This window comes from Streptomyces sp. NPDC026394 (genome assembly GCF_055567735.1).
In genome coordinates this window covers 467262-482545 of the sequence record NZ_JBVHPX010000003.1, presented here as the reverse complement: position 1 = coordinate 482545, position 15284 = coordinate 467262, and the positions used below count along the sequence as shown (strand labels likewise).

14 protein-coding genes are annotated in these 15284 nt (G+C 72.3%); 11 read left to right on the top strand and 3 right to left on the bottom strand.

The window, feature by feature from the left end; genetic code table 11:
• Window positions 1–119: 119 nt before the first annotated feature.
• The 3 genes from ACZ4QV_RS10510 (at window position 120) to truA (ending at window position 2788) form a co-directional block, all read left to right on the top strand.
• Window positions 120–1142 carry a DNA-directed RNA polymerase subunit alpha gene (locus ACZ4QV_RS10510; protein ID WP_003956430.1) on the top strand — a complete coding sequence of 341 codons (1023 nt, stop codon included), beginning with the start codon at window positions 120–122 and terminating at the stop codon, window positions 1140–1142.
• 226 nt (window positions 1143–1368) lie between these two features.
• Window positions 1369–1863: a 50S ribosomal protein L17 gene (gene rplQ / locus ACZ4QV_RS10505; protein ID WP_125055658.1), complete on the top strand. Its 495-nt coding sequence runs from the start codon at window positions 1369–1371 to the stop codon at window positions 1861–1863.
• Window positions 1864–1936: 73 nt separating this feature from the next.
• Window positions 1937–2788: a tRNA pseudouridine(38-40) synthase TruA gene (gene truA, locus ACZ4QV_RS10500; RefSeq protein WP_467762774.1), complete on the top strand. Its 852-nt coding sequence runs from the start codon at window positions 1937–1939 to the stop codon at window positions 2786–2788.
• A 24-nt stretch (window positions 2789–2812) separates the two neighbouring features.
• Here the strand turns inward: truA and ACZ4QV_RS10495 are convergent, their stop codons facing one another.
• Window positions 2813–3634, bottom strand: a complete 822-nt coding sequence (locus ACZ4QV_RS10495; protein WP_361149211.1) for a hypothetical protein — start codon at window positions 3632–3634, stop codon at window positions 2813–2815.
• Between the two features lie 57 nt (window positions 3635–3691).
• On the opposite strand from ACZ4QV_RS10495, the gene ACZ4QV_RS10490 reads away from it, so the two are divergent.
• The 5 genes from ACZ4QV_RS10490 to glmM all read left to right on the top strand — a co-directional run bounded on the left by ACZ4QV_RS10490 (window position 3692) and on the right by glmM (window position 9335).
• Window positions 3692–5311: an ABC-F family ATP-binding cassette domain-containing protein gene (locus tag ACZ4QV_RS10490; protein WP_361584352.1), complete on the top strand. Its 1620-nt coding sequence runs from the start codon at window positions 3692–3694 to the stop codon at window positions 5309–5311.
• A gap of 63 nt (window positions 5312–5374) precedes the next feature.
• Complete coding sequence (locus ACZ4QV_RS10485) at window positions 5375–6631, top strand: glycosyltransferase family 87 protein (protein ID WP_361879070.1); 1257 nt, start codon at window positions 5375–5377, stop codon at window positions 6629–6631.
• A 205-nt stretch (window positions 6632–6836) separates the two neighbouring features.
• Window positions 6837–7280 carry a 50S ribosomal protein L13 gene (gene rplM, locus ACZ4QV_RS10480; protein ID WP_031003068.1) on the top strand — a complete coding sequence of 148 codons (444 nt, stop codon included), beginning with the start codon at window positions 6837–6839 and terminating at the stop codon, window positions 7278–7280.
• A 41-nt stretch (window positions 7281–7321) separates the two neighbouring features.
• On the top strand, window positions 7322–7834 hold the full coding sequence (gene rpsI / locus ACZ4QV_RS10475; protein ID WP_361149219.1) for a 30S ribosomal protein S9: 513 nt from the start codon (window positions 7322–7324) through the stop codon (window positions 7832–7834).
• Window positions 7835–7976: 142 nt separating this feature from the next.
• The gene (glmM, locus tag ACZ4QV_RS10470) at window positions 7977–9335 is read left to right on the top strand and encodes a phosphoglucosamine mutase (RefSeq protein WP_361634667.1); all 1359 of its coding nucleotides are present in this window, start codon (window positions 7977–7979) and stop codon (window positions 9333–9335) included.
• A 9-nt stretch (window positions 9336–9344) separates the two neighbouring features.
• On the opposite strand, the gene ACZ4QV_RS10465 is transcribed toward glmM, so the two are convergent.
• Window positions 9345–10271, bottom strand: a complete 927-nt coding sequence (locus tag ACZ4QV_RS10465; protein WP_361149223.1) for a DUF389 domain-containing protein — start codon at window positions 10269–10271, stop codon at window positions 9345–9347.
• A 40-nt stretch (window positions 10272–10311) separates the two neighbouring features.
• Window positions 10312–11310, bottom strand: a complete 999-nt coding sequence (gene coaA / locus ACZ4QV_RS10460; RefSeq protein WP_361149225.1) for a type I pantothenate kinase — start codon at window positions 11308–11310, stop codon at window positions 10312–10314.
• Window positions 11311–11505: 195 nt separating this feature from the next.
• On the opposite strand from coaA, the gene glmS reads away from it, so the two are divergent.
• The 3 genes from glmS (at window position 11506) to ACZ4QV_RS10445 (ending at window position 15234) form a co-directional block, all read left to right on the top strand.
• A complete protein-coding gene (gene glmS / locus ACZ4QV_RS10455; protein ID WP_361879073.1) occupies window positions 11506–13353 on the top strand; it encodes a glutamine--fructose-6-phosphate transaminase (isomerizing) in 1848 nt (615 codons plus the stop codon).
• Complete coding sequence (locus tag ACZ4QV_RS10450; protein ID WP_031003078.1) at window positions 13350–13718, top strand: holo-ACP synthase; 369 nt, start codon at window positions 13350–13352, stop codon at window positions 13716–13718. Before glmS ends, ACZ4QV_RS10450 begins: the two co-directional genes overlap by 4 nt.
• Window positions 13719–13806: 88 nt before the next feature.
• Window positions 13807–15234: an NAD(P)H-hydrate dehydratase gene (locus tag ACZ4QV_RS10445; protein WP_467762773.1), complete on the top strand. Its 1428-nt coding sequence runs from the start codon at window positions 13807–13809 to the stop codon at window positions 15232–15234.
• The last annotated feature ends 50 nt before the right edge of the window (window positions 15235–15284 follow it).

Sequence of the window (15284 nt, the reverse complement as noted above, 5' to 3'; positions counted from 1 at the left end):
ACGCCGCGACTCCTGGGAGCCGCGCCGTGCCGCCCGTACCCTTGTAGAGACCGCCGGGCCACCGTCCGGCGCAGCTGGCATCAAATAGCGGGTGCCACGACTGGAAGGCGAAACACCTCATGCTGATCGCTCAGCGTCCCTCGCTGACCGAAGAGGTCGTCGACGAATACCGCTCCCGGTTCGTGATCGAGCCGCTGGAGCCGGGCTTCGGCTACACCCTCGGCAACTCCCTGCGTCGTACGCTCCTCTCCTCGATCCCGGGTGCGGCGGTCACGTCCATCCGCATCGACGGTGTCCTGCACGAGTTCACCACCGTGCCGGGCGTCAAGGAGGACGTCACCGACCTCATCCTGAACATCAAGCAGCTTGTCGTCTCCTCGGAGCACGACGAGCCGGTCGTGATGTACCTGCGCAAGCAGGGCCCCGGCCTGGTCACCGCCGCGGACATCGCCCCGCCGGCCGGTGTCGAGGTGCACAACCCCGACCTGGTCCTCGCCACCCTCAACGGCAAGGGCAAGCTGGAGATGGAGCTGACCGTCGAGCGCGGTCGCGGCTACGTCTCCGCCGTGCAGAACAAGCAGGTGGGCCAGGAGATCGGCCGTATCCCGGTCGACTCCATCTACAGCCCCGTGCTGAAGGTCACCTACAAGGTCGAGGCGACCCGTGTCGAGCAGCGCACCGACTTCGACAAGCTGATCGTCGACGTCGAGACCAAGCAGGCCATGCGTCCCCGTGACGCGATGGCGTCCGCCGGCAAGACCCTGGTGGAGCTGTTCGGTCTGGCGCGCGAGCTGAACATCGACGCCGAGGGCATCGACATGGGCCCGTCCCCCACGGACGCCGCCCTGGCCGCCGACCTGGCGCTGCCGATCGAGGAGCTGGAGCTCACCGTTCGGTCGTACAACTGCCTCAAGCGCGAGGGCATCCACTCCGTGGGTGAGCTCGTGGCCCGCTCCGAGGCCGACCTGCTCGACATCCGCAACTTCGGTGCGAAGTCGATCGACGAGGTCAAGGCGAAGCTGGCCGGCATGGGCCTGGCCCTGAAGGACTCGCCCCCCGGGTTCGACCCGACGGCTGCCGCTGACGCCTTCGGCGCCGACGACGACGCGGACGCCGGGTTCGTGGAGACCGAGCAGTACTGAGCCCGTCTGCGGCGGGGTGGCTGACATGTCGGCCGGCCCGCCGCCGGGGCGCAGGCGTTATCGGCCTGCGGCCTCGTCCTCAAGCGCCGGACGGGCTTGTTTTGGCCTGGTCCGGCACGATGGAACAGGCCGCAGGCGGCGCGAAAAATCTTCCACGTGGCACCCGCCCCGTGGGAACTGACACCGGTACCTGATACGGCCGGTGCAGCAATGAAGGAGAAATACCATGCCGAAGCCCGCCAAGGGTGCCCGTCTGGGCGGCAGCGCGTCGCACGAGCGTGCGATGCTGCGCAACCTGGCCACCAGCCTCTTCGAGCACGGCCGGATCACGACGACCGAGGCCAAGGCCCGTCGTCTGCGTCCGTACGCCGAGCGTCTGGTGACCAAGGCGAAGAAGGGTGACCTTCACAACCGCCGCCAGGTCATGACGCTGATCTCGGACAAGAGCGTCGTGCACACGCTCTTCACGGAGATCGCGCCGCGCTTCTCGGAGCGTCCGGGTGGTTACACCCGTATCACCAAGATCGGCAACCGTCGTGGCGACAACGCCCCGATGGCCGTCATCGAGCTGGTCGAGGGCGAGATCGCCAAGAAGGCCACCGTTGCCGAGGCCGAGGCCGCGACCAAGCGCGCGGTGAAGGAGTCCGACGAGGCCGCCAAGGCCGAGGACACCAAGGGCGAGGCCGCCGAGGCCCCGGCCGAGGAGTCGAAGGACGCCTGAGCCTGCCACAGGCCGTAGGACGGGCCCGCTCCCCTCAGGGGGGCGGGCCCGTTCCGCTTGAGAGGATGCACGCGTGAGCGATGAAGTGGAGCCCGGGTTCGTACGGGTGCGGCTGGACCTTTCCTACGACGGGAAGGACTTCTCGGGCTGGGCCAAGCAGCGGGCGCGGCGCACGGTCCAGGAGGAGCTGGAGACCGCGCTGCGGACGGTGACACGGTCGACGGAGACGTACGAGCTGACCGTGGCGGGGCGGACGGACGCCGGGGTGCACGCGCGCGGGCAGGTGGCGCACGTGGATCTGCCGGCCGGGCTGTGGGCCGAGCACGCGGACAAGCTGCTGCGGCGGCTGGCCGGGCGGCTGCCGAAGGACGTACGGGTGTGGCGGGCGGCCGAGGCGCCGTACGGGTTCAACGCGCGGTTCTCGGCGATCTGGCGGCGGTACGCCTACCGGGTGACGGATCACCCGGGCGGCGTGGACCCGCTGCTGCGCGGCCACGTGCTGTGGCACGACTGGGACCTGGACGTCGAGGCGATGAACGCGGCGTCGCAGGCGCTGCTGGGGGAGCACGACTTCGCCGCGTACTGCAAGCGGCGTGAGGGGGCGACCACGATCCGTACGCTCCAGGAGCTGAGCTGGGTGCGGGACGCGGACGGGATCGTCACGGCGACGGTGAAGGCGGACGCCTTCTGCCACAACATGGTGCGCTCGCTGGTGGGCGCGCTGCTGTTCGTGGGGGACGGGCACCGGCCGGTGGAGTGGCCGGGCAAGGTGCTGGCGGCCGGGGTGCGCGATTCGGCGGTGCACGTCGTACGGCCGCACGGGCTGACCCTGGAGGAGGTCGGCTATCCGGCGGACGACCAGCTCATGGCCCGCAACAAGGAGGCACGCAACAAGCGGACCCTGCCGGGGGGCGGCTGCTGCTGAGCCGCCCCGGGCGGGCCCGCGGGGTCAGGACTGGGCGCGGGCGGCCTTGGCCGCCTGGTCCGTGCCGCGCTGCCAGATGCGGTGGAAGGCGTACTGGCCGCCGTCCCGCCCTATCTGGAGGGCCTTGGTGGAGGCGTTGGTGACGGCCGAGCCGTCCAGGTTGCCGGCGATGGTGAAGTAGGCGTAGCGGCCGGTGGCGTTGGCGTACGTGGTGCAGGGCGAGCCCTGGCAGAAGGAGCCGACGCCGTCGCCCGCCAGCGGGGCGAGGCCGGGCTTGCCGGCGGCCTTGACCTTGAACGCGGCGGCCTTGGAGTCGAAGACCGCGACGCCGACGGTGACCGCCACGCCGTCCTTGGCGTAGGTGGCGCGCAGCAGCTTCTTGCAGCCGTTGTGCTTGAGCACCGAGCCCAGGGCGCCGTAGGTGCCGGCCGTGCAGTCGTCGGTGGCGGCGGTGCTGTGGCGGGGGTAGCTGTTCTTGCCGAGCACCATGGTCTTGTCGGGGAAGAGGCCGGCGGGGGTGAGGGCGGCGGTGTCCTTCTTGGGGTCGGTGATGTAGTCCCGCGGGTTCGGCGGCGGGGGGACCGAGACCTCGGAGAAGGACGGCTCGGGGGCGGCGGACTCGGTCGGCAGGGTCACGGGGTGCGGCAGGTCGCCGCCCTTGTTGCTGGTGATGACGGCGGTGGCGACGATGCCGGCCACGGCCGCGGTCGCCAGTGCTCCGCCGCCGATGAGCAGCCATCGTTTGCGGCGACTGCGCGCCTCGCTCTCGTCGGCGAGCGCGTCCCAGTCAGGAGTCGAGGAGTCCGGTCCCCCAGGGCCGAACGGCCCGCCATTCCCAAAGCTCATGCCGCGCATCCTAAACCGGTTGGTGGAACGCGCGGCGGGCGGAGACAATCCGGGGCTATGGGACACGTGGAGGCCGGGCATCTGGAGTACTACCTGCCGGACGGGCGGGTGCTGTTGGGCGACGTGTCCTTCAGGGTCGGTGAGGGCGCCTCGGTGGCCCTGGTCGGCGCCAACGGGGCGGGCAAGACGACGCTGCTGCGGCTGATCGCGGGGGAGCTGCAGCCGCACGGCGGCGCGGTGACGGTCAGCGGCGGGCTGGGGGTGATGCCGCAGTTCGTGGGCTCCGTGCGGGACGAGCGGACCGTACGGGACCTGCTGGTGTCGGTGGCGCAGCCCCGCCTCAGGGAGGCTGCCGCGGCCGTGGACGCCGCCGAGCACGCGGTGATGACCGTCGACGACGAGGCCGCGCAGATGCGGTACGCGCAGGCGCTCAGCGACTGGGCCGAGGCGCGCGGGTACGAGGCCGAGACGGTGTGGGACATGTGCACCATGGCCGCGCTGGGCGTCCCGTACGAGAAGGCGCAGTGGCGGCAGGTGCGCACGCTCAGCGGCGGCGAGCAGAAACGGCTGGTGCTGGAGTCGCTGCTGCGCGGCAGCGACGAGGTGCTGCTGCTGGACGAGCCGGACAACTATCTGGACGTGCCGGGCAAGCGCTGGCTGGAGGAGCGGCTGCGCGAGACGAAGAAGACGGTGCTGTTCGTCAGCCACGACCGGGAGCTGCTGGCCCGCTCCGCCGAGAAGATCGTCAGCGTCGAGCCGGGGCCCGCCGGTTCGGACGTGTGGGTGCACGGCGGTGGTTTCGCCACGTACCACGCGGCACGCAAGGAGCGCTTCGCCCGCTTCGAGGAGCTGCGGCGGCGCTGGGACGAGAAGCACGCGCAGCTCAAGAAGCTGGTGCGCACCCTGCGGCAGGCCGCGGAGAACAGCCATGAGCTGGCCACGCGGTACCACGCCGCACAGACCCGGCTGCGCAAGTTCGAGGAGGCCGGGCCGCCGCCGGAGCCGCCGCGCGAGCAGGAGATCACCATGCGGCTGAAGGGCGGCCGTACCGGTGTGCGGGCGGTGACCTGCGAGAACCTTGAGCTGACCGGGCTGATGAAGCCGTTCGACCTGGAGGTCTTCTACGGGGAGCGGGTCGCGGTGCTGGGGTCGAACGGCTCCGGGAAGTCGCACTTCCTGCGGCTGCTGGCGGGAGACTCCGTGGCGCACACGGGGGCCTGGAGGCTGGGCGCGCGCGTCGTGCCCGGCCACTTCGCGCAGACGCACGCGCACCCGGAGCTGGAAGGCCGCACGCTCCTGGACATCCTGTGGACGGAACACGCCAAGGACCGTGGCAAGGCGATGAGCGCGCTGCGCCGGTACGAGCTGGAGCGCCAGGCCGAGCAGCGCTTCGACCGGCTGTCGGGCGGCCAGCAGGCGCGCTTCCAGATCCTGCTGCTGGAGCTGGCGGGGACGACCGCCCTGCTGCTGGACGAGCCGACCGACAACCTCGACCTGGAGAGCGCGGAGGCGCTTCAGGAGGGGTTGGAGGCGTACGAGGGGACGGTGCTGGCGGTGACGCACGACCGCTGGTTCGCGCGGTCCTTCGACCGGTTCCTGGTCTTCGGCGCGGACGGGCGGGTGCGGGAGACGGCGGAGCCGGTGTGGGACGAACGGAGGGTGGAGCGGAAGCGGTAGCCCCAGGTCACCGCTTGGACGCGTGCGGTGGTGGGGCCGTGGGGGCGGCCCTTAGATGGACGCATGAGCGCGGAGAAGACGGGCACAGCGGGTGCCGGCGAGGGCCGGGACGCGGTGCGGCCCGCGGCCGCGCCGCTCGTCGGGTGGCTGCGCGGGCGGGCCCCGTGGCCGCTGTGGGCGGTGGCCGCCGCCTTGATGGGAGCGGTGATCTTCCATGTCCAGCGGCACAGTCCCACCGTCGGCATGGACAACGACTTCGTCGTGAAGGCGGCGCGGGCGCTGCTGGACGGTGACGCCCCGTACGCCGACAAGCGGTTCCTGTATCTGCCGAGCGCGGTGCCGGCCGCGGTGCCCGAGGCGCTGCTGTCCGCCGGGAAGCTGCGGCTGCTGGTGCCGGTGGTGGGGGTGGGGCTGGTGCTGCTGGGGTGGCTCGTCTCGCTGCGAATCTTCCGGGTTCCCGTACGGAGCCGGCTGGCGGCGCTCGGCGTGGTGGCCCTGGCGTTCTTCGAGCCGTTCCGCAACGTCGTGAACATCGGGAACTGGACGCTGGCCTCCGTGGTGGCGCTGCCCCTGACGCTGCTGCTCGCGCTGCGCTCCCGGTGGATCGCCGCGGGCGCGGTCCTGGGGCTCGCGCTGGCGGTCAAGCCGATGCTGGCGCCGCTGCTGCTGCTCCTGGTCCTCGCGCGGCGGTGGCGGGCGCTCGCGGTGGCGGTGGCGGTGCCGGTCTCGGCGTCCGTGCTGGTGGCGCTGGTGATGCCGCGGCCGGGCATGTTCTTCACCCGTACGCTGCCGTTCCTGCTGCACGGCCAGGACAGCTTCGCGCGCCCGTTCGACGCCTCGCCCGGCATGATCCTCACCCGGCTGGGTGTGCCCGAGACCGCGGCGTACGGCGTGGCGGCGGTGGCGGCGGTCGCGGGGACGGGCTGTGCGTGGCTGCGGTGGCGGCGCGGCGACCCGGGGGCGCAGCGGCTCGTGGAGACGGCCGCGATGCTGATGCTGGCGGCCTTCCTGGTGTCCCGGCCGTCCTTCGACCACTACCTGCTGGTGGTGCTGCCGCCGCTGGCCGCCTCCGTGGTCCTGCCGGACTCCGTGCCCCGTACGGTGTGGTTCTGGGTGGCGCTGGTGCCGCAGATCGGCGGGCTGCCCTGGCCGCACCTGGAGGGACTGCACCGGCGGGCCTTCAAGGACACGGTGATGCTGTGCACGGTGGCCGCCGTGCTGGCATGGACCTGCGTACGGCCGCGGGTGCTGCGAGCGGTGGCTATCATGCCCATGGGGCCCGAGGGCACGGATCGTACGCCGGTTCGGGACGTGTTTTGACCCGGCTGGGGGCGGCCCGGTATTCTGCCAGTTCGTTATGCGTATTGGCTTGCTCTATCTCACGTGAGGGGCCCTTACGCCGGTCCACCGGGCCGATGACCAGCGGCAGGAACCCGGGTTGCGTCACCCGTGGTGCCGCCAGTGCTGGAGATCGACCGAGGTGACCAGTACAGGACCCTATTCACTGAAGAAGCGAAGGCTAACCGTGCGTACGTTCAGCCCCAAGCCCGGCGATGTCCAGCGCCAGTGGCACATCATTGACGCGCAGGACGTTGTCCTGGGCCGTCTGGCCTCGCAGGCCGCGTCCCTCCTGAGGGGCAAGCACAAGCCGGTGTACGCGCCGCACGTCGACACCGGTGACTTCGTCATCATCGTCAACGCCGACAAGGTGCACCTGTCCGGCAACAAGCGCAGCCAGAAGATGGCCTACCGCCACTCCGGCTTCCCGGGCGGTCTGCGCTCGGTGCGCTACGACGAGCTCCTCGACAAGAACCCCGAGAAGGCCGTCGAGAAGGCCGTCAAGGGCATGCTCCCCAAGAACACCCTGGGCCGTCAGATGCTCTCGAAGCTGAAGGTCTACGCGGGTGCCGAGCACCCGCACGCTGCGCAGCAGCCGGTCCCGTTCGAGATCACCCAGGTCGCGCAGTAAGTCCGGCCACCCCCTAAGACGAAGAGAATCTGAGGAGAATCGTGGCTGAGACCACCGCCGAGACCCCGCTCGAAGAGGTAGAGGTCGAGGAGTACACGACCGAGACCGAGGTTCCGCTGGAGGGTGAGTACACCTCCGAGTCCCTCGCCTCGCGCTTCGGCGACCCGCAGCCGGCCGCCGGCCTGGGCCGTCGCAAGAACGCCATCGCCCGCGTGCGGATCATCCCCGGCTCCGGCCAGTGGAAGATCAACGGCCGCACCCTTGAGGGTTACTTCCCGAACAAGGTGCACCAGCAGGAAGTCAACGAGCCCTTCAAGGTGCTCGAACTGGACAACCGCTACGACGTGGTCGCCCGCATCTCCGGTGGCGGCATCTCCGGCCAGGCCGGTGCGCTGCGCCTGGGTGTGGCCCGTGCGCTGAACGAGGCGGACGAGGACAACAACCGCGGCCCGCTGAAGAAGGCCGGCTTCCTCAAGCGCGACGACCGTGCGGTCGAGCGCAAGAAGGCCGGTCTGAAGAAGGCCCGCAAGGCCCCGCAGTACAGCAAGCGCTAATTGCCGCTCGGCTGCTCGCGCGGCTCTTGGCGAACGCCCCGGTGGCACGATCCGTGCTGCCGGGGCGTTCGGCTATCCGGGACCAGCGGCGTATACCTGGACGCAATGCTCTGGTCCACGTACATCAACTCGGAGGACACCAGTGGGACGACTCTTCGGCACGGACGGTGTGCGCGGTGTCGCCAACGCGGATCTCACGGCGGAGCTGGCGCTCGGTCTGTCGGTCGCGGCGGCGCACGTGCTCGCGGAGGCGGGCACTTTTGAGGGCCACCGGCCGGTGGCCGTGGTCGGGCGCGATCCGCGGGCGTCGGGGGAGTTCCTGGAGGCCGCCGTCGTGGCGGGTCTGGCCAGCGCGGGCGTGGACGTGCTGCGGGTGGGCGTGCTGCCGACCCCGGCCGTGGCGTACCTGACCGGGTCGCTCGGCGCGGATCTGGGCGTGATGCTCTCGGCCAGCCACAACCCGATGCCCGACAACGGCATCAAGTTCTTCGCCCGCGGCGGCCACAAGCTCGCCGACGAGCTGGAGGACCGCATCGAGCGCACCTACCGCTCGCACAGCTCCGGCGAGCCGTGGGACCGGCCGACCGGCGCCGGTGTGGGCCGGGTCAAGGACTACGACCAGGGCTTTGACAACTACGTCGCGCACCTGGTGGGTGTGCTGCCGAACCGTCTGGACGGCCTGAAGGTCGTCATCGACGGCGCGCACGGCGCGGCCTCCCGCGTCTCCCCGGAGGCGTTCGCCCGGGCCGGTGCCGAGGTCGTCACCATCGGCGCCGACCCCGACGGCCTGAACATCAACGACGGCTGCGGCTCCACGCACCTCTCCGGCCTGTGCGCCGCGGTCGTCGAGCACGGCGCCGACCTCGGTGTGGCGCACGACGGCGACGCGGACCGCTGCCTGGCGGTGGACCGCGACGGCAACGAGATCGACGGCGATCAGATCCTGGCCGTCCTCGCCCTCGGGATGCGCGAGGCGGGCACGCTGCGCAAGGACACCGTCGTGGCGACCGTGATGTCCAACCTGGGCTTCAAGCTGGCCATGGAGCGCGAGGGCCTGACCTTCGTCCAGACGGCGGTCGGCGACCGGTACGTCCTGGAGGAGATGAAGTCCGGCGGCTTCGCCCTCGGCGGTGAGCAGTCCGGGCACGTCATCGCGCTGGACCACGCGACGACCGGCGACGGCACGCTCACCGGCCTGATGCTGGCCGCCCGCGTCGCGGCGACGGGCCGCCCGCTGGGCGAGCTGGCGGGCGTCATGAAGCGCCTGCCGCAGGTGCTGGTCAACGTGCCGGACGTGGACAAGACCCGGGTCGGTACGTCGCCGGAGGTCACCTCGGCCGTCGCGGAGGCGGAGCGCGAGCTGGGCGCCACCGGGCGGGTCCTGCTGCGCCCCTCGGGGACGGAGCCGCTGGTGCGGGTCATGGTCGAGGCCGCCGACATCGAGCAGGCGGGGGCCGTGGCCGGCCGCCTGGCGGACGTCGTGAAGTCGGCGCTGGGCTAGCAGCCGCCCCTACCGCTGTCGCTGCCCGGCCCAGAAGAATTTCTGGGCCAGCAGCGTCAGCGTGCCCGCCAGGACGATGCCCAGCAGGTTCAGCAGGAGCTGTTCGGTGGAACCCCACGCCTGCCGGTACGAGCCGTAGCCGAAGGCGACGGCCGCGTTGGCGGCGGCCGGGACGGTGGTGACCGAGATCGCCACGCCGACCAGGGCACCGGACTTCGCCGAGGTCAGCGAGAGCACGCCGGCGACTCCGGCGAGGACGGCCACGACGAACGAGAACCAGTCCGGCCGGTAGATGAAGTGGGTGTTCGGCCGCTCCGCGGTCAGCGCACCGGCGTGGAAGAGCCCCACCGCGTCCATGAACAGGCTGAAGCCCACCGTCACCGCCATCGCCGCCGCGAAGCCCACGACCAGGGCCAGCAGGGACCGCCAGGCCAGCCGGGGCGCGCGGCGCACCAGTGCGGTGCAGATCCCGGCCAGCGGCCCGAACTCGGGCCCCACGGCCATCGCGCCGACGATCAGGATCGCGTTGTCCAGCACCACACCGCAGGCCGCGATCATCGTGGCGAGCGTCAGGAACGCCAGGTAGGTGACGGAGAGCGTGGACTCCTCGTGGGTGGCGTCGGTCAGCGATTCCCACAGCACGGCGTCCGCGCCCTCGCCGGGCGCGTCGTCCGCCGCCCGGTCCGCGCGGGCGGACAGGGACAGGTCGATGTGCTCGACGGCGATCGCGCCGTCCCGGTCGATGCCGAGTGCCCGCAGCTCGCGCAGCAGCCCGTCACCGGCCTCGCGGGCCACGTCGCACAGCACCACATCGCCCCGCGGGTCGCGCGCGGCGCCGGTCAGGACGGCGAGGTGGGCGGTGCCGACCGTGCTGTCCACGAGCCGTACGACAGCGTCCGTACGGTCGGCGGGGACGATCAGGCGCAGGTGCAGCACGTGCGTACTCCTCGGGGCGGCGCGACGGTGGTGGGCCGCGTCAGAGTTTGCGCAGCGACAGCCGCTGCACCTTGTGATCGTGCCCCTTGCGCAGCACGAGGTTGGCGCGGCCGCGGGTCGGTGCGACGTTCTGTTCCAGGTTGGGCTTGTTGACGGTGCGCCAGATCATCCGCGCGTAGTCGAGGGCTTCTTCCTCGGAGACCTGGGTGTACTTGCGGAAGTAGGAGAACGGGTTCTGGAAGGCGGTCTCGCGCAGCTTGCGGAACCGGCCCAGGTACCAGCGCTCGATGTCCTCCGTGCGGGCGTCCACGTACACCGAGAAGTCGAAGAAGTCCGCGAGGCCCAGGCGGGTGCGGCCGTCCTTGCCGGGCAGGGCGGGTTGCAGGACGTTCAGGCCCTCGACGATCAGGATGTCGGGCCGGTGCACGGTCAGCCGCTCGCCGGGCACGATGTCGTAGATCAGGTGGGAGTAGACCGGGGCGCTGACCTCGGCCTTCCCGGACTTCACATCGGCGACGAAGCGGGTCAGGGCCCGGCGGTCGTACGACTCGGGGAAGCCCTTGCGCGACATCAGGCCGCGGCGGTGCAGCTCGGCGTTGGGGAACAGGAACCCGTCGGTGGTGACCAGTTCGACGCGCGGGTGCTCCGGCCAGCGGGCCAGCAGCGCCTGGAGGAGCCGGGCGGTGGTGGACTTGCCGACCGCCACGCTGCCCGCGACGCCTATGACGAACGGGGTGCCGGGCTGCGCGCCGTGGCCGCCGCCCGCGTCGCCCAGGAAGGTGTTCAGCGCGCCGCGCAGGTTGCTGGACGCACCCACGTACAGGTTGAGCAGGCGGGACAGCGGCAGGTAGACATCGCGTACCTCGTCCAGGTCGATCACGTCGCCCAGGCCGCGCAGCCGCTCGACCTCCTCGGCGGTCAGCGGCAGCGGTGTCTTCTCCCGCAGGGCGCTCCACTCGGCGCGCGTCAGGTCGACGTACGGCGTGCGCTCGGCGCGGCGGCGGTGCTGCGACTCGGTCGGCTCTGTGGTGAGGGGCACGCGCCCATTGTCCGCAGGCGCGGGGGCCGGTTCACCCCGGGGTGGGGTTGTGGCCGCCCGGTCCGCGTGTCGCGCGTACGGGTCACGGCGGCCCCGGACGGCGCGCGGGCCAGGCGGAGGGTGCGGGTCCGGTGCGCGTCGCCGTTGGCCGGATGGAGCGCGGGGAGGGATCGTACGGCCCCGTAGGCTGCCCTCATGTGCGGAATCGTGGGGTATGCGGGCGGCCGGTCCGCCCTGGACGTCGTGCTCACCGGGCTGAAGCGGCTGGAGTACCGCGGCTACGACTCGGCCGGGGTGGCCGTGCTCGCGGACGGCGGACTGGCGGCGGCCAAGAAGGCCGGCAAACTCGCCAACCTGGACAAGGAACTGGCCGACCGTCCGCTGCCGGCCGGTACGACCGGGATCGGGCACACGCGGTGGGCCACGCACGGCGCGCCGACCGACACCAACGCCCACCCGCATCTGGACAACGCCGGACGGGTCGCCGTCGTCCACAACGGCATCATCGAGAACTTCGCGGCCCTCCGCGCCGAACTGGCCGAACGCGGCCACGCGCTGGCCTCCGAGACGGACACCGAGGTCGTCGGGCACCTGCTGGCGGAGAACTTCTCCTCCTGCGGGGACCTGGCCGAGGCGATGCGCCAGGTGTGCCGCCGCCTGGAAGGCGCGTTCACGCTGGTCGCGGTGCACGCCGACGCGCCGGACGTGGTGGTGGGCGCGCGCCGCAACTCCCCGCTGGTGGTGGGCATCGGCGAGGACGAGGCGTTCCTGGCGTCGGACGTGGCGGCGTTCATCTCGTACACCCGTGAGGCCGTCGAACTGGGCCAGGACCAGGTCGTGGAGGTACGCCGGGACGGGGTGACGGTCACCGGCTTCGACGGCGCGCCGGGCGAGGTGCGGAACTACCACGTGGACTGGGACGCGTCGGCCGCCGAGAAGGGCGGCTACGACTACTTCATGCTCAAGGAGATCGCCGAGCAGCCGAAGGCCGTCGCCGACACGCTGCTGGGCCGGGTGGACGGGGCCGGGGTGCTCTCGCTGGACGAGGTCCGCATCGAGGACACGGTGCTGCGCGAGGCCACCAAGGTGGTGATAGTGGCCTGCGGCACCGCCTTCCACGCCGGGATGATCGCCAAGTACGCGATCGAGCACTGGACGCGCATCCCCTGCGAGGTGGAGCTGGCCAGCGAGTTCCGCTACCGCGACCCGATCCTGGACCCGCGCACGCTGGTCGTCGCCATCTCGCAGTCCGGCGAGACGATGGACACCCTGATGGCCGTACGGCACGCACGGGAGCAGGGCGCGAAGGTGCTCGCGGTGTGCAACACCAACGGCTCGACCATTCCCCGCGAGTCGGACGCGGTGCTCTACACGCACGCCGGGCCCGAGGTCGCGGTCGCCTCGACCAAGGCGTTCCTGACGCAGTTGGTGGCCTGCTACCTCCTCGCGCTGTACCTGGGCCAGGTGCGCGGCACCCAGTGGGGCGACGAGATCCGCGCGGTGGTGCGCGAACTGGCCGCGATCGGCACCCAGGTCGAGCGGGTCCTGGGGACGATGGAGCCGGTCCGGGAGCTGGCGCGCAGCCTGGCGGAGAAGGACACGGTGCTGTTCCTGGGGCGGCACGTGGGCTACCCCGTCGCCCTGGAGGGCGCGCTGAAGCTGAAGGAACTCGCGTACATGCACGCGGAGGGCTTCGCGGCGGGCGAGCTGAAGCACGGGCCGATCGCGCTGATCGAGGAGGGTGTGCCGGTCGTCGTGGTCGTACCGCCGCCGCGCGGCCGGTCCGTCCTGCACGACAAGATCGTCTCCAACATCCAGGAGATCCGGGCCCGGGGCGCGCTCACCATCGTCGTCGCGGAGGACGGCGACGAGGCGGTCGTCCCGTACGCGGACCACCTGGTGCGCATCCCGCGCACGCCCACCCTGCTCCAGCCGATGGTCTCCACCGTGCCGCTCCAGGTCTTCGCCTGCGAACTGGCCACGGCGCGCGGCAACGAGGTCGACCAGCCGCGCAACCTCGCCAAGTCGGTGACCGTCGAATGATCGTCGGGGTGGGGATCGACGTCGCCGAGATCGACCGGTTCGCGGCAGCGCTGGAGCGCACCCCGGACATGGCGACGCGGCTGTTCGTCGAACGGGAGCTGACACTGCCCAGCGGCGAGCGCCGGGGCATCGCCTCGCTCGCCGCGCGGTTCGCGGCCAAGGAGGCGGTGGCCAAGGCGCTGGGGGCGCCGGCCGGGCTGCGGTGGACGGACGCGGAGGTGGCGGTGCTGGAGACCGGGCAGCCGATACTCAAGATCCGGGGCACCGTCGCCGAGCGGGCCGCGGAACTCGGCGTGCGGTCCTGGCACGTGTCGCTCAGTCATGACGCGGGCGTGGCCTCGGCGGTGGTGATCGCGGAGGGCTGAGCGGCGGACGGCCGGTCCGCGCGGGACACCGGCGTCGTGCGGGCGAGCCGGGAGGAATGCCCGCGCCGTCCGGGGTGAGACTGGGGGCATGAGGACTGCGTTCAGCGTGGATGTCGTACGGGCGGCCGAGCGGGACCTGATGGCGCGGCTGCCCGAAGGGGCCCTGATGCAGCGGGCCGCCGCCGGTCTCGCGGTGGCGTGCGCGGAGCTGCTGGGGCGGGTGTACGGATCGCGGGTCGTGCTGCTCGTCGGCAGCGGCGACAACGGCGGCGACGCCCTGTACGCGGGCGCCCGGCTGGCCCGGCGCGGCGCGGGCGTACGCGCCGTCCTGCTGTCCCCGGACCGGGCCCACGCGGGCGGCCTGGCGGCGCTGCGCGCGGCGGGCGGACGGGTGTCCGGCGACGCCCTGGCCGACCTCGCGCGGGCCGACCTCGTCGTGGACGGCATCGTCGGCATCGGTGGCAAGGGCGGGCTGCGGCCGGAGGCGGCCCGGCTGGCCGACGCGGCGCGGCGGTCCCTGGTCGTCTCCGTCGACCTGCCGAGCGGCGTGGACGCGGACACCGGGGAGGTGGCGGGTGACGCCGTACGGGCCGACGCGACGGTGACGTTCGGCGCGTACAAGCCGGGGCTGCTCATCGACCCGGCGCGCGAGTACGCGGGCGCGCTGCGGCTGGTGGACATCGGCCTGGAGCTGCCCGGGGAGGCGACGGCCGAGGCGCTTCAGTACGCGGACGTGGCGGAGCTGCTGCCGCGCCCCACGGCGGAGAGCGACAAGTACCGGCGCGGCGTGGTGGGTGTCGTGGCGGGCTCGGCGCGCTATCCGGGCGCCGCCGTCCTGGCGGTCTCCGGGGCGCTGCGGGGCGGCGCCGGGGCCGTACGGTACGTGGGTCCGGCGGCCGACGCCGTCCTCGCGCAGTTCCCGGAGACCCTGGTGCACGCCGGACCGCCCTCGAAGGCGGGCCGTGTGCAGTCCTGGGTCATCGGCCCCGGCATCGGCGACGAGGGGGACGCCATGGCGGACGTCCTCGACTCGGACGTCCCCGTCCTGGTGGACGCCGACGGGCTGCGCTTCCTGGACCCCGCGCTGGTACGGGGCCGCGGCGCACCGACCCTGCTCACCCCGCACGCCGGAGAGGCCGCGGCCCTGCTCGGCACCGACCGGGCGGACGTGGAGGCGTCCCGCCTGCGCTCCGTACGGGAACTGGCCGAGCGGTACGGCGCCACGGCCCTCCTGAAGGGCTCCACGACCCTCGTCGCCGACCCGGCGGGCGGCCCGGTGCGCGCCAACCCCACCGGCACGGGCTGGCTCGCCACCGCGGGCAGCGGCGACGTGCTGTCCGGCCTGACCGGCTCGCTGCTGGCCACCGGCCTGCCCGCGCGCGACGCGGCCGCCGTCGGCGCGTACCTGCACGGCCTGGCCGCCCGGCTGGCGGCCACCCCGGACGGCGCGCCGATCCTGGCGACGGACGTGGCCGGGGCGCTGGGCGCGGCGTGGCGGGACGTCAGCCGCCACTGAGGGCGCCGGGCCGCGGGCCCGTACCGCGGGCGCCCGCCCGTACCTCCCGC